This window comes from Methylomonas sp. AM2-LC, assembly GCF_039904985.1.
In the GTDB taxonomy this organism is placed as follows: Bacteria; Pseudomonadota; Gammaproteobacteria; order Methylococcales; family Methylomonadaceae; genus Methylomonas.
In genome coordinates this window covers 3,727,637-3,753,339 of the sequence record NZ_CP157005.1, presented here as the reverse complement: position 1 = coordinate 3,753,339, position 25,703 = coordinate 3,727,637, and the positions used below count along the sequence as shown (strand labels likewise).

25 protein-coding genes are annotated in these 25,703 nt (G+C 42.5%); 22 read left to right on the top strand and 3 right to left on the bottom strand.

All coding sequences use genetic code 11. From position 1 onward, the window contains the following. The first annotated feature begins 68 nt into the window (after positions 1-68). Positions 69-1,382, top strand: coding sequence for an ATP-binding protein (locus tag ABH008_RS16690; protein ID WP_347986742.1), 1,314 nt, complete (start codon positions 69-71; stop codon positions 1,380-1,382). Between the two features lie 226 nt (positions 1,383-1,608). Next, positions 1,609-2,133 carry an SRPBCC family protein gene (locus tag ABH008_RS16685; RefSeq protein ID WP_347986741.1) on the top strand — a complete coding sequence of 175 codons (525 nt, stop codon included), beginning with the start codon at positions 1,609-1,611 and terminating at the stop codon, positions 2,131-2,133. 113 nt (positions 2,134-2,246) lie between these two features. Here the strand turns inward: ABH008_RS16685 and ABH008_RS16680 are convergent, their stop codons facing one another. Then, a complete protein-coding gene (locus ABH008_RS16680) occupies positions 2,247-2,894 on the bottom strand; it encodes a response regulator transcription factor (protein WP_347986740.1) in 648 nt (215 codons plus the stop codon). A gap of 355 nt (positions 2,895-3,249) precedes the next feature. Here ABH008_RS16680 and ABH008_RS16675 point away from each other — a divergent pair, with 355 nt between their 5' ends. From ABH008_RS16675 to ABH008_RS16585, 19 genes are all read left to right on the top strand, one after another. Further along, positions 3,250-5,058 carry a methanol/ethanol family PQQ-dependent dehydrogenase gene (locus tag ABH008_RS16675; protein WP_347986739.1) on the top strand — a complete coding sequence of 603 codons (1,809 nt, stop codon included), beginning with the start codon at positions 3,250-3,252 and terminating at the stop codon, positions 5,056-5,058. Positions 5,059-5,142: 84 nt separating this feature from the next. Next, positions 5,143-5,991 (top strand): methanol oxidation system protein MoxJ, encoded by an 849-nt coding sequence (gene moxJ / locus ABH008_RS16670; protein ID WP_347986738.1) that lies wholly within the window; start codon positions 5,143-5,145, stop codon positions 5,989-5,991. 16 nt (positions 5,992-6,007) lie between these two features. After that, entirely contained in the window at positions 6,008-6,487 is a 480-nt protein-coding gene (gene moxG / locus ABH008_RS16665; protein WP_347986737.1) for a cytochrome c(L), periplasmic, read from the top strand. A 13-nt stretch (positions 6,488-6,500) separates the two neighbouring features. Next, positions 6,501-6,782: a methanol dehydrogenase [cytochrome c] subunit gene (locus tag ABH008_RS16660; protein ID WP_347986736.1), complete on the top strand. Its 282-nt coding sequence runs from the start codon at positions 6,501-6,503 to the stop codon at positions 6,780-6,782. A 187-nt stretch (positions 6,783-6,969) separates the two neighbouring features. Further along, the gene (locus ABH008_RS16655) at positions 6,970-7,989 is read left to right on the top strand and encodes a MoxR family ATPase (RefSeq protein WP_347986735.1); all 1,020 of its coding nucleotides are present in this window, start codon (positions 6,970-6,972) and stop codon (positions 7,987-7,989) included. Positions 7,990-8,078: 89 nt separating this feature from the next. Then, positions 8,079-8,705 (top strand): MxaP protein, encoded by a 627-nt coding sequence (locus ABH008_RS16650; protein ID WP_347986734.1) that lies wholly within the window; start codon positions 8,079-8,081, stop codon positions 8,703-8,705. Positions 8,706-8,711: 6 nt separating this feature from the next. Continuing rightward, a complete protein-coding gene (locus tag ABH008_RS16645) occupies positions 8,712-9,566 on the top strand; it encodes an MxaS protein (RefSeq protein ID WP_347986733.1) in 855 nt (284 codons plus the stop codon). After that, positions 9,563-10,456: a nonribosomal peptide synthetase MxaA gene (locus tag ABH008_RS16640; RefSeq protein WP_347986732.1), complete on the top strand. Its 894-nt coding sequence runs from the start codon at positions 9,563-9,565 to the stop codon at positions 10,454-10,456. Before ABH008_RS16645 ends, ABH008_RS16640 begins: the two co-directional genes overlap by 4 nt. Beyond that, on the top strand, positions 10,453-11,436 hold the full coding sequence (locus ABH008_RS16635; protein WP_347986731.1) for a vWA domain-containing protein: 984 nt from the start codon (positions 10,453-10,455) through the stop codon (positions 11,434-11,436). Before ABH008_RS16640 ends, ABH008_RS16635 begins: the two co-directional genes overlap by 4 nt. A gap of 50 nt (positions 11,437-11,486) precedes the next feature. Beyond that, positions 11,487-11,996 (top strand): MxaK protein, encoded by a 510-nt coding sequence (locus tag ABH008_RS16630; RefSeq protein WP_347986730.1) that lies wholly within the window; start codon positions 11,487-11,489, stop codon positions 11,994-11,996. Positions 11,997-12,078: 82 nt separating this feature from the next. Next, positions 12,079-13,047, top strand: a complete 969-nt coding sequence (locus tag ABH008_RS16625; RefSeq protein ID WP_347986729.1) for a PQQ-dependent catabolism-associated beta-propeller protein — start codon at positions 12,079-12,081, stop codon at positions 13,045-13,047. A gap of 55 nt (positions 13,048-13,102) precedes the next feature. Further along, positions 13,103-14,026 carry a vWA domain-containing protein gene (locus ABH008_RS16620; protein WP_347986728.1) on the top strand — a complete coding sequence of 308 codons (924 nt, stop codon included), beginning with the start codon at positions 13,103-13,105 and terminating at the stop codon, positions 14,024-14,026. A 561-nt stretch (positions 14,027-14,587) separates the two neighbouring features. Continuing rightward, a complete protein-coding gene (locus ABH008_RS16615) occupies positions 14,588-15,439 on the top strand; it encodes a hypothetical protein (RefSeq protein ID WP_347986727.1) in 852 nt (283 codons plus the stop codon). Between the two features lie 133 nt (positions 15,440-15,572). Next, positions 15,573-16,154 (top strand): DVUA0089 family protein, encoded by a 582-nt coding sequence (locus ABH008_RS16610; protein WP_347986726.1) that lies wholly within the window; start codon positions 15,573-15,575, stop codon positions 16,152-16,154. Positions 16,155-16,370: 216 nt separating this feature from the next. Then, entirely contained in the window at positions 16,371-17,057 is a 687-nt protein-coding gene (locus tag ABH008_RS16605; RefSeq protein WP_347986725.1) for a hypothetical protein, read from the top strand. A 56-nt stretch (positions 17,058-17,113) separates the two neighbouring features. Further along, entirely contained in the window at positions 17,114-17,917 is an 804-nt protein-coding gene (locus ABH008_RS16600; protein WP_347986724.1) for a HEAT repeat domain-containing protein, read from the top strand. A gap of 181 nt (positions 17,918-18,098) precedes the next feature. Beyond that, positions 18,099-18,593, top strand: coding sequence for a hypothetical protein (locus tag ABH008_RS16595; RefSeq protein ID WP_347986723.1), 495 nt, complete (start codon positions 18,099-18,101; stop codon positions 18,591-18,593). Positions 18,594-18,690: 97 nt separating this feature from the next. Further along, positions 18,691-18,927 carry a DUF4266 domain-containing protein gene (locus tag ABH008_RS16590; RefSeq protein WP_347986722.1) on the top strand — a complete coding sequence of 79 codons (237 nt, stop codon included), beginning with the start codon at positions 18,691-18,693 and terminating at the stop codon, positions 18,925-18,927. Positions 18,928-18,953: 26 nt separating this feature from the next. Further along, positions 18,954-21,650 (top strand): DUF3570 domain-containing protein, encoded by a 2,697-nt coding sequence (locus tag ABH008_RS16585; protein ID WP_347986721.1) that lies wholly within the window; start codon positions 18,954-18,956, stop codon positions 21,648-21,650. 60 nt (positions 21,651-21,710) lie between these two features. Here ABH008_RS16585 and ABH008_RS16580 read toward each other — a convergent pair whose 3' ends face one another. Beyond that, complete coding sequence (locus ABH008_RS16580) at positions 21,711-22,184, bottom strand: hypothetical protein (protein ID WP_347986720.1); 474 nt, start codon at positions 22,182-22,184, stop codon at positions 21,711-21,713. A gap of 53 nt (positions 22,185-22,237) precedes the next feature. Further along, a complete protein-coding gene (locus ABH008_RS16575; protein ID WP_347986719.1) occupies positions 22,238-23,404 on the bottom strand; it encodes a sialidase family protein in 1,167 nt (388 codons plus the stop codon). Between the two features lie 647 nt (positions 23,405-24,051). On the opposite strand from ABH008_RS16575, the gene ABH008_RS16570 reads away from it, so the two are divergent. Then, the gene (locus tag ABH008_RS16570) at positions 24,052-25,605 is read left to right on the top strand and encodes a fused MFS/spermidine synthase (protein WP_347986718.1); all 1,554 of its coding nucleotides are present in this window, start codon (positions 24,052-24,054) and stop codon (positions 25,603-25,605) included. The last annotated feature ends 98 nt before the right edge of the window (positions 25,606-25,703 follow it).

Here is a 25,703-nt window from a genome sequence, read left to right as displayed (position 1 = left end):
AAGGAAATTTTCCTATAGCTGAGGTGGCGCTTGAGCGTTGATAATAGTCTTTTTTGTGTGCAATTGTCATGAGCCTTCGACATCAGATTATCTACCGCATTCTAATTTCTTCGCTGTGCATGGTGGTGTTGGGCGGAGCTATAGCTATTTGGCAGGCTAGGCAGTCGGTCGATAAAGAAGTCGAAGCTTCGATTCATTTAGCGCTACAGTTGATTACCTTAGGTATTGCTGATGCACCTGTTTTTCAGCAAGTGGATGATTTATCGCATCTTCGCGTTTTACAAGAAACCCGTCATCTCAGTATACAACTGCAAAAGCCAGATGGGCAGCTTATTCAATTTACCGGCGACCATCAGCCCAGTAATCCAGAAGAAATGCCTCCCGCCTGGTATATTCGTTTGGTGCAAGAGAATTACCCTAAGGTAGAACATCAGCTTAAAACCAAGGATGGTAAAGTACTTAATTTAATAATCCAAGCTCAGCCACTGGATGAAATAACGGAAGTCTGGCAGGAAAGTGTGGAGTTTTTTGCTTCGATTTTGCTGTTAACCCTGCTGACTTTTGCAGCGGTTAATCTGGTCTTTAATAAATCGTTAAAATCCATCGCCGTTATTGTTGATGCCTTGCGCGGTATTGAATCCGGTCAATATCAGCATAAGCTACCCACCTTTGCTGTTGAGGAATTCGATAATATCGCTAAAGCCGTTAATCACATGATGGTGGAGCTGGAGAAAACCCGTCAAGAAAATCGAGCCTTGACTCAGCATTCCTTGGCCATACAGGAAGATGAGCGGCAACGGCTCTCTCAAGAACTACATGATGAGTTCGGTCAATCGTTAACCGCCATCAAAGTGATGGCGGTTACGGCCGCGCATCAAAAAGCCGATACCCGCAAAATCTCTATTTCTATCACGGAAGTCTGCGATCATCTGATGACTGTTGTACGTTCTATGATGCAGCAACTGCATCCTTTGGTATTGACCGAGTTGGGCTTGAAAGCGACGCTAGAAGACTTGGTCAACCATTGGGCAGAACGCAATCCGGAGCTTGAACTGACCATAAATTGTGGTGATGAGGTTGACTACATTGATAAATCTATCACTATTCATGTATTTAGAGTAATACAGGAATGTTTAACCAATGTCATTCGACATTCACAAGCACAGCATGTCAATATCGATTTGGAGCTGTTGGATAGTCCACATGCGCAGCTGCAACTCAGAATTCAGGACGACGGGAAGGGCTGCGACTTTAGCAAAATAAATCGTGGTTTTGGTTTGTTGGGAATGAAGGAACGTATCAAATCACTGAATGGTGAAATCCTTTGCCGCTCACAACCCGGTGAAGGTATGTCGATATCCGCCTGGGTGCCAGTGGTATGAACCATAAAATTAAAAATCAACCTGATGTTGATGGTATTGAACGCGAATTTGCCGCCCGTTGGTTAGCACAGCTTTGTACCTATTTTAGTCCAGTGAGAATACTCGCAATCAATCTAAACATTTTAAATAATAACAATAGTGTAATTAACCTATGTATTTACAGGATATTTTCCCAATACACCCGCGCTGGCAGGGTCGATAATATGCGTTTTTTTAAGGTATCCATATGCGTTATATCACACTGTTTTTTGGACTATTATTGGTTTCTTTACCGGGTTTTGCCCATGGCCCCACACCGCAAAAGGCTATAGAATCAATTACCATTCATGCCCCTGTTGCAAAAGTCTGGCAAGTTTTGAAGCAGTTTGATGCGATTGTAAATTGGCATCCCGATCTTAAAAATAGTGTAGGGGATGGCAAGAACGAGTCTGGTGGAAAACGCACTCTAACGTTCCAAAATAACGAATCACTGGTTGAAGAATTGGATTATTACAGTGAACAGGAACACGAATATAGTTTTCGGTTAAAAACTGAAAACACTAAAGCTTTTCCGACCAGTTCCTATTCAGTTCAGTTAAAGGTGGTGCATGGTGATACACCGGAAAGCAGTCTGGTGACTTTAAAAAGTCGATTCTACCGTGGCGATACCGGAAATACACCGCCGGATAACTTGAATGATGAATCTGCGGTTAAGGCGGTGACGCAATATTTTAAAAATGGTTTGAACGGTCTGAAAACTAAACTTGAGTAGTTTTATATAGGAAAGAGCTGTTCGAACAGGTTGGGAAACCAACCTGTTCAACCGCGAACAAAGTATCCGCACTCCTTTCCATAAGTTTTAGATTAACCCCCTCGAGACATCTGTTAGATGGAAATGATACCTTGACGGCTGGCCAAAAGTGTCAATTCAGACATGGTTTTAATGTCCAGTTTTTCCTTAATGGATGTGCTGTGATTACTGACAGTTTTATAGCTTAAGCACAGTTTTTCAGCAGCTTCTTTACTGGATAAGCCGTTTGCCAGTAAACAGAAAATATCAAACTCGCGTGGAGAAAGAGACTTAATTTTAGCCGCTTCATCCTGATCGCTTGCCATATTCACAGCCAGTTTTTGAGCAATTTCCGGTTCGATATAGGTGCCGCCTTCGGCAATGGTACATACCGCCGATACCAGCGTTTCCGGCGCATTGTTTTTAGTAATGTAGCCTTTGGCACCCGCTTTTATTGCGCGTGACACATAGACGAGTTCGTAATGGATGCTAAACACTAGAATTTTACATTTACTGTACTGATTAATTAGTCTGCGGATGCTTTCAAATCCGCCCAATCCAGGCATTGATAAATCCATGACCACAATATCTGGCAAAAACTTAGAATAAATTTGGCAGGCAATTTCGCCGCGGTCGGCTTCAAAAATTTCACCAATTCGGTCCGAAAGGGAAAGATAGGTTTTATATCCAGTCCGAACCACGGCGTGGTCGTCAACTAATAAAACGCTGATTTTATTTGACACAAAAACTCCTCATCTACTGGTGATGTCATTTTTTATATCCAAGCCAAATGCTTAGATTGTACTTTTTTATGATCCTTCTATTTCAACACGTAATGCGTAGGATTATTTCCTGATTTATAGCGGGCCTCTCAAGCCTATGCGGGTAATTTTCCCGGCTATTTTTGCCTATTTTCCCGTGATTTTCGTGGCTTATTCCGTAACGTTCGATGTGGCTGTTTCTTTAAAATGCCCGGCAGTGCGTAGCGTTGCAGACTGGTAATTGTTGATGCTGTTTGATCAAGAATGCTGGATTAACAAAGAAATTTTCGGTCTGTAGCGTTGCGCCAATTAATAAAGCAAAAAAACTGGAGGAAACATGCAACAACAAAATTTGCGCGGGACATGGAGGACTGCGGTATTGGTAGCGGGCGGTATTTTGGCTGTGTCGCAAACGGCGCATGCAAACAAGGAGCTGGAGCAGCTATCCAAACAAAATACAAACTGGGTTATGCAGACTAAAGATTATGGTTCGACTCATTACAGCGAAATGATCGATATCAACGCCAATAACGTTAAAAATCTAAAACCAGTCTGGTCATTTTCAACGGGTGTTTTAAATGGTCACGAAGGTGGGCCGCTAGTCGTTGACGGCATTATGTATGTCCATACGCCATATCCGAATAATGTATTTGCCTTGGATTTAAATCAGCCGGATAAAATTCTTTGGCAATTCAAGCCTAAACAAAACCCCGCAGCACGAGCCGTGGCCTGTTGTGATGTGGTTAATCGTGGTTTGGCTTATGCACCAGCAGGTAAGAATTATCCTGCGACTATTTTTTTAAATCAGTTGGATGGACATGTTGTGGCGCTTAATGCCAAAACCGGTGAGCTGTTATGGAAAATGGAAAACTCCGATATCGCCATGGGCTCAACCCTAACAGGCGCGCCTTTTGTTGTTAAAGACAAAGTGATTATTGGTAGTGCAGGCGCAGAGCTAGGCGTACGTGGCTATGCGACGGCCTACGATATTAAAGACGGTAAACAAGCTTGGCGCGTTTATGCAACAGGTCCAGATGAAGATTTAAAGCTAGCCAAAAACTTTAATAGTGCAAACCCGCATTATGGTCAATTTGGGCTGGGTCAGAAAACCTGGGAAGGTGATGCCTGGAAAATAGGCGGAGGTACCAACTGGGGTTGGTATGCCTATGATAGCGATTTGGAAATGCTCTACTACGGTTCTGGCAATCCTGCGCCATGGAACGAGACCATGCGTCCTGGCGATAATAAATGGACCATGACCATCTGGGGACGTGATGTTAATACTGGCGAAGCTAAATTCGGCTATCAAAAAACCCCGCATGATGAGTGGGATTATGCCGGTGTTAACTATATGGGGCTGTCCGAACAATTAGTTAACGGTAAATTGACCAAGTTATTGACTCACCCTGATCGTAATGGTTTGGTCTATACCTTAAATCGCGAAGACGGTACCCTGGTTAATGCCTTTAAGATTGATGATACGGTCAACTGGGTGAAAAAAGTCGATCTAAAAACGGGTCTACCCATACGCGATCCTGAGTATTCGACACACATGGATCATCAAGCAACCGGCATTTGTCCATCAGCTATGGGATATCACAATCAGGGTATCGAATCTTATGATCCTGAGAAAAAACTGTTCTTTATGGGAACCAACCATATCTGTATGGACTGGGAACCTTTCATGCTGCCTTATCGTGCCGGTCAGTTTTTTGTTGGCGCTACTCTAAATATGTATCCAGGGCCAAAAGGCACACTGGGTCAAGTTAAAGCCATGAATTCGGTCACTGGACAGATAGAGTGGGAAGTTCAGGAAAAATTTGCGGTATGGGGTGGAACCACAGCCACTGCCGGAGATTTGTTGTTCTATGGAACGCTGGATGGATATATCAAGGCGCGTAATACCCGCACTGGAGAGGAACTATGGAAATTTAAACTGCCTTCCGGTGTGATTGGTCACCCCATTACCTATAAACACAATAATAAGCAATATGTTGCTATTTATTATGGTGTCGGTGGCTGGCCGGGTGTCGGTCTGGTGTTCGATTTGGCCGATCCAACAGCGGGTTTGGGTGCAGTAGGTGCCTTTAAAGAGCTGGCACATTATACGCAAATGGGTGGTGGTGTGATGGTGTTCGCCCTTTAAAACGGTTAGTGGGTTTTAGCCTGCTTTTTCTAGAACCTAATGCGGCGGGTACTCGCTACTCGCCTTACGCTGGATGATCAATCAATGAAAAAACAAACAACTAGTTACTTGGCTCTGTTATGTCTGGTTATGGCCGGATTTAATCAAGCTCAGGCCGAAGATAAACCACTGAAAGTTTGCAGTGCCGAAAATGAAATGCCCTATTCCAATAAGGATGGGGAGGGCTTTGAAAATAAATTGGCAAAATTTATTGCTCAGCAATTGGGTAGAAAACTGGAAGAGGTTTCCTGGAAAGATCCACGTTATTTTATTCGCGACTTTGTGGATAAAGGACTGTGCGATGTGGTAATGGGTGTCGATCAAGGTGATCCACGCGTATTAACCACAGAGCCGTATTATCGTTCCGGGTATGTGTTTATCAGTCGCAGTAATGATAGTTTTGATCTGCAAAATTGGGATAGCGAGGTATTGCGCAAAGCACAAAAGATAGCGTTTGTGCCAGCAACACCCGCAGAAACCATGTTGCGGGCAATAGGCCGATACAACGATATGTTTAACTATCAGCAGGAATTGGTTGGCTATAAATCTAAGCGAAATGAGTATGTTAAATACGAGACCGATAAGCTGGTAAATGAAGTGGCTTCCGGTAAGGCTCAACTGGCTATTCTTTGGGGACCTGCTGCGGCACGCTATGTCAAGGCTGCTTCGACACCGTTAACCATGACGGTAATTCCTGATAACAATAAGCGGGCTGATGGTGAAAAAGTCGGCTTTCATTACAGCACTTCGATTGGCGTGCGTAAGGGCGAAACAGCCTTGTTGGCGGAATTGAACAAAATCATAAAAAACAAGCAGAGTGAGATTGGCGAACTGTTGGCGGCGGAAGGTATTCCGTTACTAAATGAGTCAGGCGACACTTTGTCCATGAACTAATAGGAATCTTTGAATAATGAAATTTACGACCTTTGTGACTAGTGCCGTAATGATGCTATGCGTAGCGTTCATTCCACAAGCTCAAGCGGATATTACCCTGCGGAACGCATTGACCGGCGAAGTATTGGATTTAAGTTTTGCCAAAAAAGGCGGTGCCGTCGAACCTTTCAAACATTTTTTGCAAAGTGGTAAAAACCCTTACAACACTGATGATGCAGCGATCAAAAAAGGTGAAAGCCTGTATATGACCGGTTGTTCTGGCTGCCATGGGCATGAAGCCGAAGGCAAATTGGGGCCTGGTTTAGCTGACGATTATTGGACTTATCCAAGAGCAGCAACTGATCAGGGCTTATTTGAAATATTGTTTGGCGGTGCCAACGGCATGATGGGGCCACAGTATGTCAATTTTACCTCTGACGATTTACTGCACATCATGGCATTTATACGGCACATTTATAAAGGCGATCCTAAGAAAGCCGAATGGTTGAAACACTAACGAGGACATCAGCATGAAAAAAATATTGATTTTAAGTATGGCATTGCTAGCGGCCGGTTTATCGGTTTCTGCCTCTGCTTACGATGGCACAAAATGTAAAGAACCCGGTAATTGCTGGGAACCCAAGCCCGGCTATCCTGACAAAGTTGCGGGAAGCAAATACGATCCAAAACATGATCCGAACGAATTAAATAAACAAGCTCAAGCCATTAAAGAAATGGAGGCACGCAATCAAAAACGTTGGGAAACATTAAGTAAAACCGGCAAATTTGTATATGACGTCGAGTCTAATTAAAGGCCCACTACTCGTTTTGACTTAAGCGTAGGAATGCAGAAGTCAAAGATAGGTCATACCCCTTTGGCCTATGCTCTTTCAGGGGTCTGTAACAACGGATCTTGTTACGGTCACCGACCCAGTTAAGACTATTAAAACTCATACTCCGGTAAATCGATGAGGATACGCCGGAGTTTTTTATAAGAGCATGAACACAGAACATCAACTTAGTGATTGGCGCCATAAAGCGTTGCAATTCGAACAACAAATTAACCGAACCGTTATCGGTCAGCACTTGGCTGTAAGGGATTTGGTAACGGCTGTTTTTGCCCGCGGTCACGTTTTACTGGAAGGTCAGGTTGGCGTGGGTAAAACGACGCTGCTACGAGCCATGGCGCAAGGTTTAGGAGGACAGTATCAACGCGTCGAAGGTACCATCGATCTGATGCCGTCGGATTTGATCTATTACACCTATTTAAAGAGTGATGGCAGGCCCTGTGTCGATCCGGGACCCTTGCTTAAACAGGGGGAGCAACTGTCTGTTTTTTTCTTTAACGAAATTAATCGCGCTCGTCCACAGGTACATTCCTTGCTGTTGCGGGTGATGGCAGAACGTAGCGTCAGCGCTTTCAATCGAGAATATAGCATGCCACATGTGCAGGTATTTGCAGATCGCAATCGTGTGGAAAAAGAGGAAACCTTTGAGCTGCCAGCTGCCGCTAGAGATCGTTTTATGATGGAAGTGGCTATCGACAGACCTGATGACGACGCAGTGCTTGACGAGCTGATGTTTAATCCGCGTTATCACGATGTCGAAACTTTGGTGACAGGTGTCGACAATACTATTATCGCTTATTACATACTGAATGAGTTGGCGATTCAGATTCAACACTATGTGCAAACCAGTCCAACCTTACGTCGTTATGCGCTGGCACTGTGGAAAGCAACGACTCATCCACAACAATACGGTATCCATTTTAGCGATGTTGATATGCCGCAATTAATAAAAGCCGGAGCAAGTCCTAGAGGCATGAGCTTTTTAATTCGTGCCGCCAAAGTTAGAGCTTGGTTAGAAAATCGAAATATGCTGCTACCGGAAGACATGCAAGCCGTATTTGAAGTGACTATGGCACATCGAATTTTTCTAAATCCGATTTATGAATACCGCAAGGAGCAATTAATGCCGGACTTGATTAACGGGATTTTGAATGGAGTTGCAGCTCCATAATTTTTTTGTCCAGTGACAAGATAACTGTGTGCCCGTCATCGGTACCTTAATTAATAAGCTGGCTTGCAACAAGTAGACTAATAACAACAATGAACACAAGCAACTTGATTAAAAATGCCATTCCTCAATCCGGTCTGGGTCACTGGGCCGAAACTTATTTGACTTGGTCCGGTGTTGGCTTAATAGGCTCGTTTATCGCCAATATTCTGGATAAAGAAGCAAATTTATCCTATGCCGCTTTTTATACGAGTGCCGTCAATGATGCCATAGGTTATAACTTTTGGGTTTTGTTGTCGGTGATTGGTGTATTACTGTTCCTCATTACACTACCCATGATTTATTTAAGTACTTTTTTTCCGAAAATACTTGGCGTTACTGATCATGCTCGTCGGCTAACCTATACTTTTTTTTTGGTAGCCTTTGATGAGGGTTGTTTAATGATAGGTATCTTGACAGCCAATTTTTTACATACCAGCGAACGAATCAGCTTGCTGGCGACAAAATCTTTCTTGTTCAGTAACGTGGGATTTTTTTCGATTTTAGTGCTGGCGTTTATTAATTCACTACTCTGGCTATTAGGCGAGTCTATCTATAACCGTAATGATAAAGCGTATTCTGGCATCGTCAATATTATACTCAATTCACCCGTTAGATATTTAGCTCCACTTTATCTGATGGTGGCTGGCGTGGCTCTTTATCTGATTATTAAGCAATAAAATCCAATGACTCACCGCATTGACACATTCCAGTATCGGCTAGCGCATCCCGGTTATAGTGTATTTCCAGGTGCGCATCCTGGGCAGTTGGCAGGTAGCGGTCAATTATTCAAACGTCATGAACCACTTTTAGCGGTTCCTGATCCGCGTCGTATTGATCTTAGAGCGAGCTTACTAGATCCGTTCAACCGCTATCGGGTGCGGGTGTTTCAGCAATATAGCAAGTTAAGCGTGTATGTGATTGCCGACTTATCGGCTTCGATGGCTTATTCTGACAAACAAGGTAAATTAAAGGTTTTCGCTGATTTTGTACTCTCAACGGCACAGTCGGCGCTACAAATGGGGGATGGTTTTGGCTTTATTGGTTGTGGGCAAAACTTAGAGCATCGTTGGTTGTTGCCAGCCGGATCTTCGTTGGTGCAGGTGCAAAAACTGACGAGTCAATTTGAGACGCTACCAATCTATACCAATGCCGACAGTTTATTGCAATTAGCACCTTATTTGCCGAGTAGGCGTTCATTATTATTTTTGGTCTCCGATTGTCATTTTTCTTTGGCGCGCTTGCGGCAAATATTGCAACCCTTGACGTCGCATGCTGTGGTGCCGTTGGTATTTTGGGATGAACGAGAATACACCTCCTTACCCAATTGGGGACTGGTGAAGTTTAAGGATAGGGAAAATAAAGAGTTACGAACCTTGTTTATACGTCCTGCATTAAAACAACGCATCATTCAAGCGTTTGAAAAACGTCGAAAATTATTACAACACACTTTCCGGTCGTATGGGATGGAAGCCATGTTTCTCAGTGGAGCTTATAGCCCGGAAATGCTGACACACTATTTTCAACAGCATAATTTATGAAGACGTTAAGATTAATGGTGATGATTTGTAGTTTGCTGACGGGATGCTCTGGCTTGCTACAAGCGCCTATCAGCCATTTCGAATTGCAAACGCCCAGACCGTTTGGGTATCTGATCGGTGATGAAATTAAGCATAGAGTCATTCTAGAAACTCGCCAAGACCTGAGTTTGAACTTCAATAGCGTTCCTGCTCAAGGCGAAGTTAATCGCTGGTTACATCTTAATAAAGTGACGGTTAGTCGACAAAATGAGGGTCGGGAAACGGTTATCGATTTGAGTTATCAAGTATTTTACGCGCCAGCAGAAGTTAAAATGCTAACCATTCCTGGCTATATCCTGCAATTTAATCAGGCCGGTAAAATTGTCGAACAGCAGATACCCGAATGGCATTTTACATTGTCGCCACTAAAAGAGTTGGCGGTGAGAAAGGATAATGATGGTTATCAATATATGCGACCAGACGCCCCTCCAAGGTATTTGGCAACGCAAAGTCTGTGGATGGGCGTGTATATCAGTCTGGTTTGCGGGTGTAGCACGGCAGTTTATCTGGCTTATTTGTACGGTTATCTGCCGATACTATCGAGACAGCGTATTTTTAAACGCGCTTGCCGCCAACTTGCCAATTTGTCGGAAAGGGAAATGGGTCGGTCGCTGGCTGTGGTTCATCACGCGTTGAATACACTGAATGGGCAACCCTTATTTCCACATCAGCTCAAAGAGTTTTACCAACGACATCCTGAATATCTGAGCATTAAGCCTAAAATAGACTGGTTTTTCAATCTCTCCAATCAAGTCTTGTTTGCGGGTTGGCAGAAATTTGATGCTGGCGAATGGTTGGAATTGAAAGACTTATGTCGTTTATGCCGGGAAATAGAACGGGGTAGCCGTTGAGTAATCTGGCTTTTGAAACCCCCTGGGCATTGGCGGGTTTGTTGTTGATGCTGATTCCCTGGTTTCGATCAGGTATACAGGCGACATCTTATAGCTGGTTGGAAATGCTGCCGAACGATGCTGTGTCGCAAGTTTTGGCAATTCTGCTGCGGCTGATTGGCATGTTGGCGATAGCCGCAACAGTGCTGGGTTTATCGGGCTTGTATCTAAAAGAGCAGAAAATTGAGCGCATTGGTCATGGAGCGCATATCGTGTTGCTGTTAGATCGCAGTAATAGTATGGACAATACCTTTGCCGGCAAAACGCCCAGTGGTTCTGAACAGTCGAAATCTACGGCCGCCCGCCATCTGCTCACTGAATTTGTCGATCATCGGCAGCACGATAGGATAGGTATTGCCGAATACAGTACCTCGCCATTGTTTGTGATGCCATTAACCGAAAACAAACAGGCAATTCATGCAGCCATTGATGCCACATCAGCAGCGGCTTTGGCGTATACCAATATCAGTAAAGGCTTAAGTTTAGGTCTATCGATTTTCGATCAGCAACCGCTCACGGGTTCGCGCATTATTTTATTGGTGTCGGATGGAGCGGCCGTGATTGATCCAGATAGCGAAGTTGCACTGAGAATACTCTTTAAACAACAGCAAGTTCGCTTGTACTGGTTGTTTCTGCGTACTGAGAACAGCCCTGGAATTTTTGCTGAACCAGAAGATAGCCGCGACGACAATGCTCAATCTATGCCGGAAAGGTATTTGCATCTGTTTTTTTCTAGTTTGAATATTCCTTATCAGGCTTACGAAGCTGAGAATCCGGATGCCATGCAAAAAGCCATAGCAGATATCAATCGACTGGAGCAATTGCCTTTGCATTATCAGGAGTCTATTCCCAAAAAAGATTTGACTGGGTTGTGTTACGAATGGCTTGCGGTATTGCTGTTGTTTTTACTAGGCTTGAAATTGTGTGAGGTAAGGATGTGATTAGAGCGTTAAAGCATAAATTGATTTGGGTGTTTTTGTTGGGAAGTTTGATGATGACTGCTGTTCAGTTGTGGGGTGTGTGTCGACTGCATCGTCAAAACCAGTGGATAGCCGAACTGACTAGTGGTCACGACATTGCCGTCGATAATCTGGTTACCGCCGCCCCTGAAGTGCGTTTGGCTCGTTCGATGTTTTTGCGGCAAAAGCAACGCTATAACGAAGCACTGGATACGCTGAGTCTCATCGTTTCACAGGGGGACACAGAATTGCAGTCACTCACTCGCTACAACCTAGGTAATGTCTATTTGGCCCAAGCAATGGTGGAAGTTGAAGCTGGTCGCGTTAATCAGGCTCTCCCGTTACTGACTTTATCCAAGCAGGCATATCGCCAGGCCCTGACTTTGAATAGCCATTTTTGGGATGCTAAATTCAATCTGGAATTGGCGATGCGTTTGCTACCTGAGTTTGATCGAATTAGCAATGGTCAGCCCGATGATAAGCAAGCACAACCCTCGCAGTTATGGACGACGCTACCTGGATTTCCCAGAGGCTTGCCCTGACAGATGCGCTTTTCAGTTTAGTCTGTCTTGCGTTTAGATTATTAACCAAATAACGCTTTGCAATTTTAGGATACTTATATCAATGATTAACTGGATTAAAAATACAGTCGTTCCTATTTTTCTTGTACTACAGGGTACTGCAATTGCCGATACTGTTTATGTTACATTGGAAAAAGACAATTCCATAGCAGTAGTGGATGGTGTTACTGGCAAACTGAGTCAAGTTGTCGAGGTTGGCTTACGGCCGCGTGGCATAGTACTCAGCAAGGATAAGACGCAACTTTATGTTGCTGTTAGTGAAGAACATACCATTAAGCGCATTGATATAGCATCGATGACAATCGTTGGTGCATTCCCAGTCGATAAAGATCCGAAAACCTTCGCCATGTCGCCGAATGGTGATCGACTATATGTCACGAATGATGACGATAACCAGCTTACCGTGATTGATATCCCGCAAAATAAGATTATTAAACGCATACCCATAGCAAAGGAACCCGAAGGTGTTTCAGTCAGTCCAGATGGACACTGGATCATCACTACCAGCGAGTCCGACAATGTTGCGCAGTGGATAGATGCAAATAAGCTCGATATTGTTGATAGTTCTAAGGTAGAAATGCGTCCTCGTTCATCATTATTTACCCCTGACGGTCAGCAATTATGGGTGACATCTGAGAGGGCGGCCGATCTGACCGTGTTTGATGTTGCAACCAGACGAAAAGTCAAAACGATACGCTTTGAAATTCCTGGGATAACATCTGAAACAGTCAAGCCGGTGGGTATACGCATCGATAGCAAACAGCGCTTCGCATATGTTGCCCTGGGGCGTGCAAATCGTGTGGCGGTAATCGATGCCGACACTCTGCAAACACGGGCATACATACCGGTAGGACAACGGGTGTGGAATCTGGAATTTTCAAACGACCAGAAGAGGCTTTATACCGCAAATGGACTCAGTGGTGATATTTCCATTATTAATCTGGAAAATCAACAGGATGTTAAATCCATTGCAGTCGGTCAGTACCCTTGGGGTATTGCTGTTAAACCCTAAGATATGCATCTTAATGTCGGTATGCTATAAATTCAACCAAGCAGAGTACCTTACCTTGAAAGCAATCCTTAAAGATTTTCGCATTGGCTGTGTTGTGTTGTCAATGTTGGTTTTATTGGTTATGACGCTATATCCCAGTCACTCACAAAAGAGTCCGATATATAAGGTGATGTTTATTGTTGATATCACCCGCAGCATGAATGCGGAGGATTATCAAATGGATGATAAGCGTATCAGTCGCTTAGAATTTGTCAAACGTAGTCTTAGTAACTTGTTGGTACGTTTGCCTTGTCAATCACAGGTAGGCTTGGGTATCTTTACCGAACGACGTTCAGCTATTCTGTTTGAGCCAGTGGAAGTTTGTACTGGTTTTAATGAACTTAACAAAAGTATTGCTGCTTTGGATTGGCGCATGGCATGGGCGGCAGATAGCCGTATTGCCAGTGGCTTGCTGAATACCTTACAGCAACTGTCCAATAAGGAAACGACGCTGGTATTTATTAGCGATGGTCAGGAAGCGCCACCAGTCAATTTACGCTATCGTACCGATTTTGCCGAAGTTAAAGGTAAAGTGAAGGGTATCATTGTGGGGGCAGGTGGCTTACAACCAGTCACCATACCTAAATTCAATCATAAAGGTCAGCCTAGCGGCGTTTATGGTGCAGATGATGTTCCCCAGCGCTCTTCATTTGGCGAACCTGATCTCAATCCGGAGAAAATTGAAGGCTACGATGCTAGAAATGCACCTTTCGGTCGGGCTGCTGCCAAGGGAATTGAGCATCTTAGTGCATTGCATGAAAGTTATTTGCTTCAACTTGCCGCCGAAACGGGGTTGCAGTATCACCGCTTACAGGATAGCGACGAATTATGGCATGCCTTGCAAATACCAGAGTTTGCATTACCGACACCCGTTGAGGCAGATATTCGTGGCTATTATGCGGCGGCAGTGCTGATCTTGTTAATCGTGTTTCATTTCTAAATAGCCTCGCATTTGCTTAATCCAAAAATTAAAGCATTTAACCTTCCGCATTTTGCTTATAAAAATGCCGTGTTTCCTTAGGTAACTCCACGTCAAACAGTAGCTGTATTGTTCTGCTGTAATTCTGCGTTTTACAACTAAGACTTTTGCTCTCTATAAGAAATTTTCTATTTTTACGTGGTGAATTTAATGCCTTGATACTGGGGGTATCAGTGGCTGAATGGCTATTGTGACGAGTCTGTTTGCTACGCTAAATTGAACAAGAATTAATTAAACTATGTTATTTAACCTAAAAAAATAAGAAAAAATAGGTGATATCACCTATTTTTTTCTAAGAAAAAATTACAAAATTTTAATTTTCGTGTTTTTTAAAGAAAAAATCTAGATTTTAAAGTTAAATAAAATTAAATATCAATAACTTAAGTTTTTTTGGTGTAAAGGTGGCATGGAGCATGCTTTGCATTTAATGACTTTGATAGAAGCGGGGGGCTTTGAGCTTAATTGGAAGGCGCCAAGGTCATTAAATTGAAAACAATAAAAATCTATATATGGAGTTCATTAATGAAATTAAGTTCCAAAAACCTTAAATTTACCCAATTGAGTCTGGGTATGGCCTTGCTGTTGGGTGCTGGTCAGGCCGCATTGGCTCACACAGGTATTTCCAATACCATTATGAGTGAAGCAAATGGTTATAGTAATACCATTACCACTCATGGCTGTACAGTAATCGGAGCATCTAATCCAACCGTATCTCCTGTTGTTGCACAAAGCGTGGTGATTCCTACGCAAAATCCGATTGTTAGAAGCAGTCTGGATACAAAAACCCCCATCAATCTGGGCGACTATACCAATAAAACCAGTTTGAAAAACTTGTTTCAACTAATCCAAAGTCACGATGTTTATACTCAACAAGTCGAACAAAATGATGCGCCAAATTCTGGTGGTAACGTTATTGGATGGGTTTCCACTAAAGGTACTTTAGGTCAGTATTTGTATGGTCTGACACCCTTCCGCGTTTCTGCAATTGCTATTAATCAAGCGTCTTGCGTGAAATCCATAAAAGTTAATTTCGCCATTGCAGAAATCTGTAATAAAAATAGCTGGCCAGCTGGTCAAGCAGCACCTTCGGTGCCGGGTGTAAATCTGTGGTTTGATAACGATCCAACCAGTGATTTGTATTCTGGTGGTTTGTTTGGTGCGTCCACTGATCAAGGTGCAGATAATACCATTGCGGCTGCTTCTGCAACTTTAACTATCAATCGTGATACCACGCTGAAACCTTATCCATCAAACTGTGCTGGTGCAGGTGGTACCGATCCATTATTTGATATTTTAGTTTATCCAGGTTCACAAGACATCAAAAAACTGCAATTCCCAGGTTGGGGTACTGCTGATCCAACGTACTTCTATTAATTGAAGTAATGGCTTAATAGCTACTCATACTTGTAATGTGTTGAGTCGGTTCAGTACTGATAAGTTCTTAGCCGACTCACATATGAAGAAAGTTTTTAAAGTCTAATGACCAATTTATATGGATGAATCCCCAATGAAAAAACACCACCCTATTTTATTTTTAGCAGCAGGCTTGTATGCCATGTTGTCCAGTTCGGCCCAAGCTGCGATTGCCGTTGATTTAGGTTCGCTGGCAATGAATGGCTATACGTCGTATACCGGCGAGATTGATACAGCTAATCAGATTGATAATTATACCTTTACTATTTCCAGCCCTGAAACAGTGGAGTTATACACATCCTCAGCCTCACCTTTTAATCCATTTTTGACTTTGTGGAAGGTCAACTCAGATGGAACGGATGCGACTTTACTGACAAGCAATGATGACCGGGCTACTGCTAATTTTTTTGAAACCAATAATGGTAAAGATGCGCAAATTTTTAGCAATTTAGTCGCAGGTACCTATGAAATTTCTGTTACAGAATCAGGTAACTTTGCAGCCGGCACACTTTTATCTGCGGGCTTTACCAATGGTGGACAACAAAGTGCCAATTTTTATAGCTACGATATTAATTTGCAAGCCAGTGCAGCAGTGCCGTTGCCTACTACGGTTTGGATGTTCGGCTCTGCTTTGATGGGTTTATTAGGTGTTTCAAGAAAAAAACGCTTCATTTAAATAGCACTGTTTTTGAAATCATTAGCTGTTTTATTTGTATACAAAACAGGGAAGCAGGGGTCAGTTTAAATTTTAAAAATAAACAAACTAATTAACCGTGAGCTGGTAATTAAGCCACCTCACGGTTTTTGCAGTTTTTGGTATGTGTGTAAACGCTTAAGAAAAACAGCAAGTAATCTACTTGCATCCTTTAATATAACGAGTGAAGAGGAATATATGAAAACTAAATTAGGCGCTCTGGTTTTACTTGGGCTTTCTAGCGGTGTAGCTCAGGCGGATATAACCGCCAATGGTACGCATGTTTCTACAAATGTTAATCAACGCGAAGAGTTTTTTGTAACTGCCAGTACTACGGCCACCGACAATATTTATATTCAGTCGCAAGCTTCAACGACAACTACTCCCGCTGATTGGAGTGGTACTTATATGGATGGCTACCTGAGTGTGTGGCAAGAAACGGGGTCAAATTGGACATTGGTGGCATCAAATGATAATGCTCCCAGACAGGTGGCCTTTGGTCCTACCACTATTTATAATCAGTCAGTATTGGGATGGTCGTCATACGATAACTTCGGACAGGGGCAAGCCGATCCGGGCTTGTCAACATCTCTGGTTGCAGGCAATACCTATATGATTGTGCAATCTAATGCAAACGATACACCACTAGGTACCATAATTCCATTAGGACAATCCTTGACCAATTACTTTAGTGGAAAAGACGATGCAACCGGTGGCGGCGGTGGTACTTATACTTTTACGAATAACTATACACTGACTGTTACAGGTACAAATGCTGCCTTTACCACCGCACCCACTAGTGCAGTACCGGTGCCAGGGGCTATCTGGTTGTTTGCTTCTGGCATAGCAGGCTTAGGTGTGTTTAGAAAAAAACAGTCCATCTAATGGTTGCAATTTAACCTTGTTTCAAAGCTGATAACAGTTGTCTAAGAGAGTAAGTTTTGATTAATTGGATACTCGCGGCATGTGGTTTTTTTCTGGTTTCTGCTGCTGTTAATGCTGACCAGGAAAAAACCACCAGTATTCGGTTTTTTTCTACTCAAGTGACGGGTGCAGAGTTGAATCTGATTGTTTATGATTCAAATTTAGCCGATGTGCTGGTTGTGATTTCCGCAAAAATCGGAATTGCCGTTCATTATTCAGTGTTGCCTGCTGAGTTGATAACTGCTAGCTGTCATGCCAGTGAATTGAAACAATTGTTGAATTGTTTGCTAGGTGATCAAGCCAGTATTGTTATGCGTTATCAACAGGATACTGGATCTGTTATTACTCCTGCAGTAACCAGGGAAATCTGGTTACTGCAAACGCCTGTTGTATTAGGAGTCGCTAAGCAAGTGCCTGAGTCTATTTCAAATTTACCCAGAGTGATTGATAGCAATACAGCAATCAATCACTTGTTGGAACAGGCAAAACAACCCGAACAAAAAGCACAGGCCATAAGCGGGTTGGCACTGGCGGGTGAAAAGAATGATGTGCGTGTCCGGCAATTATTAAAAGAGGCCATGACAGATGAAAAGCCCGAAGTTAGAGCGCAGGCTGTGTTTGCACTGGCAAAACGAGAAGGGGATGCTGTGCAGGCTGAACTTAGTCAGGCATTGCTGGATGACAGTGTTGATGTGCGTTTAATGGTGGTTGATAGTGTAGGTAACAACACCACTCTATTACAGCAAGCGGCACAAGATACTGATCCGAATGTACGGCAACTGGCAAACATGAAATTACAGTCGTTCGCAAATGCAAATTAATACACAAGAAAATTACAAATAGTGACTATGCGCAGCATCGCTCAGTTTGTTGGTGGTGAGCTCAGTCGAACCATGAATGGACTGAGCGATCCGATAGAGGGATTTATACTGACTGTTTGCTAAGTGCTTAACTTGTCATTTTAATTTTATTTAAATTAACAAATTAAAAGTGGAAATAATAATGAAAAATATAAAAATACTTGCTTCACTCGTTTTGGCGCTAAGTAGTGTTAGTGGTCAAACTTTTGCGCATAACATAACGGGTGGTCTTGGTATTGCACCATATAATGGTAATAACGGCGCAAGCGATACCGATTTATATCAAATTAGCTGTTTTACTGATACTACCGAGCCCTCACAACAACCAACGCATAAATTATACGTAAATATTATCAATAATAGCGCTACCGCCGGTGCTTTAAGTGCGCAAGCATTTCAAATTAATAGTGTGCAACCTTATTCAGTTAACACTACAGATCTTATCGGTGGTGATCTAACAGGTAGCCCAGATACTTATTTGGTTAATCCGCCTAGTGTTGGTGATGGCGATAAAACTTATTATATAGCAGTAAACCATACCAATAAAGTGGCGTCTAATTACCTATTAACTTTCCATTGTTTGGACGCTAGTGGGGTGCATACCGGAACCGATATTCAAAGTATACAAAATCAATAATCATAAACCTTAGCACACCCGATTATTAAATGTAATTGGGTGTGCTGAGTGTCTGGGTTTATTTAAACTATTTATATGCATAATATCGTTGCCTTATATGCCTAATAAGAAATTACCCTTAGCAAGGATTTTTGGATTGCTCTGTATCCTGTTAATAAATTTAACGGGCTGTACACCTATTCAGCCTTGGGAGCGAGGTAATCTAGCCAAACCACAAATGGCACTTGATCCTGATCCACTTCTTAATGGCATGCGTGCCCATAATTACAGTAGTCGTGAAGCAGCACCTGGCGCTAGTTTTGGTAGCGGTGGTGGTGGTTGTGGCTGTAATTAATCTATAAATTTGCATTAACTGAGTTCATGAATAATTCTCTGCGGCTGGGGCCATTATTGGCTAAACCCGTGTTAGCCAATCACAAAACTTTAAAAAAATTTACTGCGTCGGCATTGGCTTTACCCGGCATATTTATGGCAGTTTCTTGTCTTGCCGATGATGAAACAGAGTTTCAATACAGTCATTATCAGGAAACTAAACGAAATTTATACGGCCAAGCAGCCAATAATAGCAATCCTATTGAAGTGGATAGTTTGAATGGGGCTGCTAAATTTAATTTGAATGATCGTACTCGCTTTGGTTTTAATTTTACTCAGGATACTTGGGGCGGTGCTACGCCAATCAGTACAGCGCCATTTAGTGTGGGGCTTAATCATGTAGCAATCACTAATCATATTGCTGCAGGGGCTTCACCGTACATACAGGCATTGGGTGGTGCGCATATCGACCTAAATACGGGTAAGGTTGTTAAAGCCTTTGGCGATCCGAATCCAGATACCGGCATACAACCGTATATTAAAGATACGCAACTGGTGCAGACCATTGCTTCTGCATCGCCTGAAACACGCAAACAAGGCGATTTTAAACTCAGTTACGACTGGGATGAATCGCAACTGGATATCGGTGGCGGTATCTCTCTGGAGCGCGATTATACATCGCGTTATGGCAATATTGGTGGACGTTGGGATGTTAATCAAAAATTAACCAGCCTTAATTATGGTCTTAGTTATACCAATAGCGATACCAATGCCTTAATGAATCATGATAGTCAATCGTATATCTTTTCCGATTATTATCAGGGTACGGGGCAAATGAAATCCATATCCACTGCGGCCGGTACCGAACAGCGCCTGCAAAGTAATCGCCAGGATTTTGCTGGCAATCTAGGTTTTTCACAAATTCTGAATAAAGATGCCGTTTTCCAGACAAATTTGGGATTTAGTCAGTCCAGTGGCTACTTGGCAAACCCATATAAAGTTGTGGAAACATTTTTCATCGATAGAGGGGCTATTCATCCACCTGGATATTGTGATTTTAATCTATGTGATACCCCGCCCAATGTTGTAGCGGCGGTTGGTTACGCTTATCTGGAAAAGCGCCCTGATGTGCGCAATCAGTGGACAGTTAGTAGCCGTTATGTGCAATATATTAAGCCGCTGGATGCTGCTTTGCATTTTGAATATAGTTTTTCCAGTGATGATTGGGGTATTAAAGCCCATACCTTTTCTTCTGATTGGGTGCAGCCTTTAGGGGGTGGGTGGAGTGTCACACCTAAGGTGCGATATTACTCTCAGGATGCAGCCAGCTTTTATACCCCTTATCTATTTGTAAATCAGGTTGATGCTGGTGAGAAAGCAAACAGTCTTAAATTGCCTGCAAATTACTCCAGTGATCAGAGGCTTTCAGCATTTGGTACTTTAAGTGGTGGTATATCAGTAAGTAAACAATTTGCTAAAGGCATAACTTTCGAGACAGGATTTGAATATTACACCCATGCTGGGTCTCTAAAACTGGGTGGCGGTGGAGAGGGTGATTATGCCAATTATCGTTATTATGTCGCCAATGCTTCTTTAAAGTTAAATATGTCCGCAATTGCCTCAGCAGCCAAGGCGGTGAGCTCTATGGCAGAAGGTTCAATTCCGGATATGGCAGAAGACAGGTCGCAAAACGAAATAGATGTGCTTGATCCACATCGCTACCATCGCTCATCGGGCCATCAGCATGGAGCGCCTATCCCGGCAGGGGTGATGTTTGGGCATATGCTGCATAAGCCCGGTGAGTTTATGCTGGGCTATCGTTACATGTATAGCACTGAAGCGGGCAATATGCTGCATGGCACAAATACTATTCCAGATAGCACCATAGTCAGCCAGGCTTGTGGGGCGGTGCGTAGTGCAAATTGTTACCTGACGCCTAATAATATGAATATGCATATGCATATGCTGGATTTAATGTATGCTCCAACCGACTGGTTGAACCTGATGCTGATGCCACAGTTCGTCGATATGAATATGGGCATGCGTGGTTTGGCAGGTGCCCCCACACCAACCAGTTTATTGGAAAATCACATCGAACATCATATACAGGCCGGTCACAGTACCGGTGGCGTTGGCGATACGGGATTATATTCGCTATTCAAGCTATACAGCGGTCAAGGCCAACATATCAATCTGACATTGGGCGCTACCGCCCCAACTGGCGATGTTGGCATCAAATTGTTGCGTAATCATCAAGCTGATAGTGGCTATATACACTATGGCATGCAATTGGGTAGTGGTACCTGGGATTTTAAACCCAGTCTTACTTATACCGGGCAACTGGATGATTGGTCCTGGGGTGCGCAAATTTCAGGCACCAAACGTTTACAAAGTATGAATTCCTCTGGATTTGCGTTTGGTGATATTTTTCAATCCACAGCTTGGGGCAGTTATTCCTTATTCGATTGGCTTTCGGCGTCGGTACGCGGCGTATATACCTCTCAGGGTGCGGTTAGAAATCAGTTTAACGGTTTAAGTGATCAACTGGGGCCTATGGACTTTCCCAGAAATTACGGTGGCAGATATTGGGATTTGGGTCTGGGTATCAATGCTAGTGTAATCGGTGGTTCGCTGGCGGGAAATAAATTGTCTTTTGAATGGTTGCAACCGATAAGCACCGATGTTAATGGCTATCAATTAGATCGAAATGGGGCGCTGTCTGCCACTTGGGGATATGCGTTTTGATGGTTTATTTATTGATGGGACTAGCGTTTTAACGTTGATCCCATCAAAAAGGGCAATGGTTTACTCGTTTTGTAAAGATTGAATATCTGTACCGGTATGCTGATTATTACTATCCTGGCAATGATATTGCAATAAATAGGTGAGGGGGGTGTCAGAATTGTGATGAACAAATACCAAGTAATCACCGTTACCTCCCGGTAATAGGAGTCCTGGACTGGGAGTGTAATCACCGCCAATCGCATCACTAACTGATTTACTCAGTCCATTGCTATCGCCTTTTTTATACACCACTACACTTAAGGGATCATTAGATTTAACATTATTTCTGATGGTTACATACAGATGATGAGTGGTTTCCGTGGCGTTTTCTTCGGCATTGGAACAGCTGATGGAGAATAAATCAGTGGCACCGGCTCCCGCTTGTGCAGTTAGATTGCCTTCAAAATCATGTGCATAACAGAGTGTAGTGTAGGTTAGGGTACATAAAAGTATAGTCAGGGTAAGTATTTGAAATGGAATACTAAGTTTAGTCATCGATTTTCCTTCTAGTGGGGGGCAAAAGTAATGTTGATTTAAATGGGTTTAGTTTAGTCAATGGCTAGTAAGCGAAAACCATGCTCCATGCTGTTCCAGCTAAGGTAGATTTTGTGTCCATCATCAAGCAATGCCGGGTAACTTGATAGCGATTCAGTTTCTGCCAGCTGTGTTGGTGCTGACCAGTTTAAGCCTTGGTTTTCAGAATGCATTGCCATAATCTGCGTTTTTATGCCGTCAAACTCTTTCCAGATTAACGCGACTTTTTTACCTATTGCCAGTACCTCTGCTCTGGCGGGTAATTTGTCTGGGTTGCCAAAGCTTAAGGGATTAGAGAAGGTTTTGCCCTGATCGTCAGACCAAGCATAAAACAAGCCTTGCCGTCGGCTGCCCAGCGTAAACCATGCCATGTGATAGCGCCCTGTTTTGCTTATGGATAAGGCGGGGCCTTGTGTAGGGCATCCTTCAAGTTTCCAATTGTCAAAACTGACCCGCCAGGTTTCAGCTGTTTCGATTTTTGCATCGGGTTTAATTAATCCCAGATCGCGGATTTGGTCTGGAAAAACAAAACGCGCCAATATTAAAGCTTGATCATGGTTGTCCAAGACCATAGCGGTTCGACAGCATGAACAGATATTTTTAGCAATTCGAAATTCTGAAAGAAAATCGATATTTTTATGGGTATTGGCTGAGGTGTAATAAATAGACAGATCGCCACCTCCTTGTTGTTTATATTCGTTTCGGTCACGCACATCGTGCCAAAGAAAATGCACTTTACCCTGTTTGGCAACTAGCATTTCTGCTTGGTAATGATAATTTAAATCAGCTTGCAAACTGATTTTTATGGGATCACTAAAGTGTTTGCCGTCATTTGACTGACTGAAAAATACTGTGCTTTTCTGTTTGTCGTCGGCGGAATATAAAACATAAACTTTTCCCTGTTTATCAACAGAAATGGAGGGTGTATTTTCATCCCATACATTAATATTTTGCGGCTCAGAATTTACCCGGACAGGATGGCTAAATGTCAGGCCTTTATTAGTTGAATAATCCACAACCATATAATTTTGTTGAGGTGATATTCGCCAAAGTTGATTGTGCCTACCAAATGCAGCAGCAGTATAGATACTTTGTTCTCTATGCGCTTGGTCCGCATTAGCCAAGTTTGTAATACAACTGAGAAAAACACTAAAACTAAGCTTTAGTAATAAATTTTTCATAATGGAAGATGCTGCGTAGGTGTGTGGTTTGAACTGTTTGTGCATTTATTATGCAAAGGTTAAAAAAATCATAAAAATAATGGAAATTAAGGCGGTAGTGGATATTTAAATTAATACTAAACTAAGCAGTCGTTATAAAGTAATGGTCTGTGTTTTTATGCGTAGTTTAATTGGCAAATTATCGCTTGCAAATGCGGCAAATCGCCACAGTAAGAATTGTATGAAATTTATGTATTTTATTGCTATTTTAAAGTAAAATATACAAATAAATTTAATGTTTTTATTAGAGCATAATTTTTGATTTTTTAATTTATTTATTTGCTTAAAATAAATTTTTTACGTATTGATTGTTATGTGTCGTTGGGCATTTTTTTGAATATATTTAATTTTTTTACGTAAAGATTAGTTTGCGTGGTATGTGTCGATTCAATAAGGCTAATTATCCCAGATTAATGCGTTTTTATTTGGTTATAAAATATTTTAAATTATTGATTTTTAATATAAAAAACAATGTTTCATGGTTAACTATTTTAAATAAATTTTAAGAATTTAATGGTATTTTTTATTCAATATTAAATTCATTGTTACTAGCCGTTTTTTACTCGCTAGCATCTATTTTCAGACCATTAAAATAATAAGAGGTAAATATGAGTCCTTCATCGGCATCAAATTTTGGGCGTAGCAGTTTGTTTGTGACGGTCTTTCTCACCGGGGCTTCGGTAATGGTTATCGAATTGTTAGGCACACGCATGCTTGCGCCTTTTTATGGAACCAGTCTGTACGTCTGGTCGTCACTGATTTCTGTAACCATGATTGCACTTGCCTTAGGTTATTACATAGGTGGCAGGTGGGCTGATAGTGCAAAACGGACTGGCTTGGCTTTAATTATTGCTATGGCAGGCTTGTTAACCTTAATGATACCTTGGTTAACCCGGCCCATTTTATTAGCGACCGATCCACTCGGTTTGCGCGCCGGTGCCTTTGCCAGTGCGCTTATCCTATTTTCGCCAAGTCTTACCTTGTTGGGCATGGTCGGCCCTTTTGCTATCAAAATTGCTACTTCACGTATTGAAAATATTGGTAATAGTGTGGGGTCGTTTTATGCGATCAGTACCTTGGGTAGTGTGGTTGGTACTATGTTATTGGGTTTTTTCCTGTTTCCCATGTTAGGTTCGCGAGAAATTTTAGTGGGTACCGGTATTTTGTTGTTTGTTCTGGCTTTTATCGTGGCCCTGTTAGAGCGCAACAAATTAGGCACCTCTGTGGCAATTACCCCCATTGCTATATTGATTGCGCTTGGCTTGAGTATCATGCCAAAAATTGTCGGTGCCGGCCATGTATTTAAAGGCGGCAGTAACTTTCAAATACAGTCAGAACACGAAAGTTTGTACGGGTGGGTGCGTGTTATTGATCAACCCGCAAAAGACTTGCGTTTATTAACCTCTGATGCTTCGGCTATTGGCGCAACCAGTATCGCCACGGGTGGGAACCGTTTAACTTATCAGGATATCGTGGGTTTGATTCCGGCCATTAAACCTAATATGAAACGCGCTTTAGTTATTGGCTTGGGAGTAGGTCACATGGCGAAAGTTTTGTATGAACGTTACGGTATTGTGACCGATACCTTAGAAATCGATCCTGCTGTTTCAGATGCGGCAACCCAATATTTTGGCTTTAAGCCAACCGGAAAAGCCATCATTGGCGATGCTCGCTATGAAATACGCCATTTAAGTGGTCCTTATGACTTAATTATTCACGATTGTTTTACCGGTGGTTCAGAACCCAGTCATTTACTTACCGTCGAAACTTTAAAACAATTACAGTCACTGTTAACAGAGCAAGGCATCTTGTCACTTAATTTTGTGGCATTTTCACAGGGCGATAAACAAGCTTCACTGGCATCAGTGGCAAAAACCATTGCGGCCGTTTACCCCCATCAAACCACTTTTATTTCAGAACCGGGCAAAGATTTTAACGATTTTATTTTTCTGGCTTCTGATCAAGTATTAGATTTGGAAGCAAAATCCTTGCAACCGGCACAAGTTAATTGGCTGAAAGATAGGGTTTTTGCAGTTGATCAATCTAAGGGTATGGTTTTAACCGATAACTTTAATCCGTTGGAACATATGCAAACCCAAAAAGCCGAGCATTACCGGAATATGATCGTTGAACTATTAGGTCCACGGCTTTTGGTGCGTTAAGAAAATGGGGTAACGCGATAACTGGTAACTGCCAATGTGACAGCCTCATGAGGCACATTAGCTTCAGAGTAATGTGCCTCATGATCGAAGGCAAAAGG

Excerpts from the sequence above, each read along its gene's own strand:
- ABH008_RS16605 (WP_347986725.1), top strand. The coding sequence starts at position 16,371 with ATGAAAACTAAATTAGGCGCTCTGGTTTTACTTGGGCTTTCTAGCGGT.
- ABH008_RS16660 (WP_347986736.1), top strand. The coding sequence starts at position 6,501 with ATGAAAAAAATATTGATTTTAAGTATGGCATTGCTAGCGGCCGGTTTA.
- ABH008_RS16610 (WP_347986726.1), top strand. The coding sequence starts at position 15,573 with ATGAAAAAACACCACCCTATTTTATTTTTAGCAGCAGGCTTGTATGCC.
- ABH008_RS16640 (WP_347986732.1), top strand. The coding sequence starts at position 9,563 with ATGAAGACGTTAAGATTAATGGTGATGATTTGTAGTTTGCTGACGGGA.
- ABH008_RS16585 (WP_347986721.1), top strand. The coding sequence starts at position 18,954 with ATGAATAATTCTCTGCGGCTGGGGCCATTATTGGCTAAACCCGTGTTA.
- ABH008_RS16580 (WP_347986720.1), bottom strand. The coding sequence starts at position 22,184 with ATGACTAAACTTAGTATTCCATTTCAAATACTTACCCTGACTATACTT.
- moxJ (WP_347986738.1), top strand. The coding sequence starts at position 5,143 with ATGAAAAAACAAACAACTAGTTACTTGGCTCTGTTATGTCTGGTTATG.
- ABH008_RS16595 (WP_347986723.1), top strand. The coding sequence starts at position 18,099 with ATGAAAAATATAAAAATACTTGCTTCACTCGTTTTGGCGCTAAGTAGT.
- ABH008_RS16690 (WP_347986742.1), top strand. The coding sequence starts at position 69 with ATGAGCCTTCGACATCAGATTATCTACCGCATTCTAATTTCTTCGCTG.
- ABH008_RS16575 (WP_347986719.1), bottom strand. The coding sequence starts at position 23,404 with ATGAAAAATTTATTACTAAAGCTTAGTTTTAGTGTTTTTCTCAGTTGT.
- ABH008_RS16570 (WP_347986718.1), top strand. The coding sequence starts at position 24,052 with ATGAGTCCTTCATCGGCATCAAATTTTGGGCGTAGCAGTTTGTTTGTG.
- ABH008_RS16590 (WP_347986722.1), top strand. The coding sequence starts at position 18,691 with ATGCCTAATAAGAAATTACCCTTAGCAAGGATTTTTGGATTGCTCTGT.
- ABH008_RS16645 (WP_347986733.1), top strand. The coding sequence starts at position 8,712 with ATGACTCACCGCATTGACACATTCCAGTATCGGCTAGCGCATCCCGGT.
- ABH008_RS16650 (WP_347986734.1), top strand. The coding sequence starts at position 8,079 with ATGAACACAAGCAACTTGATTAAAAATGCCATTCCTCAATCCGGTCTG.
- ABH008_RS16675 (WP_347986739.1), top strand. The coding sequence starts at position 3,250 with ATGCAACAACAAAATTTGCGCGGGACATGGAGGACTGCGGTATTGGTA.
- ABH008_RS16655 (WP_347986735.1), top strand. The coding sequence starts at position 6,970 with ATGAACACAGAACATCAACTTAGTGATTGGCGCCATAAAGCGTTGCAA.
- ABH008_RS16685 (WP_347986741.1), top strand. The coding sequence starts at position 1,609 with ATGCGTTATATCACACTGTTTTTTGGACTATTATTGGTTTCTTTACCG.
- ABH008_RS16630 (WP_347986730.1), top strand. The coding sequence starts at position 11,487 with ATGATGACTGCTGTTCAGTTGTGGGGTGTGTGTCGACTGCATCGTCAA.
- ABH008_RS16625 (WP_347986729.1), top strand. The coding sequence starts at position 12,079 with ATGATTAACTGGATTAAAAATACAGTCGTTCCTATTTTTCTTGTACTA.
- moxG (WP_347986737.1), top strand. The coding sequence starts at position 6,008 with ATGAAATTTACGACCTTTGTGACTAGTGCCGTAATGATGCTATGCGTA.
- ABH008_RS16615 (WP_347986727.1), top strand. The coding sequence starts at position 14,588 with ATGAAATTAAGTTCCAAAAACCTTAAATTTACCCAATTGAGTCTGGGT.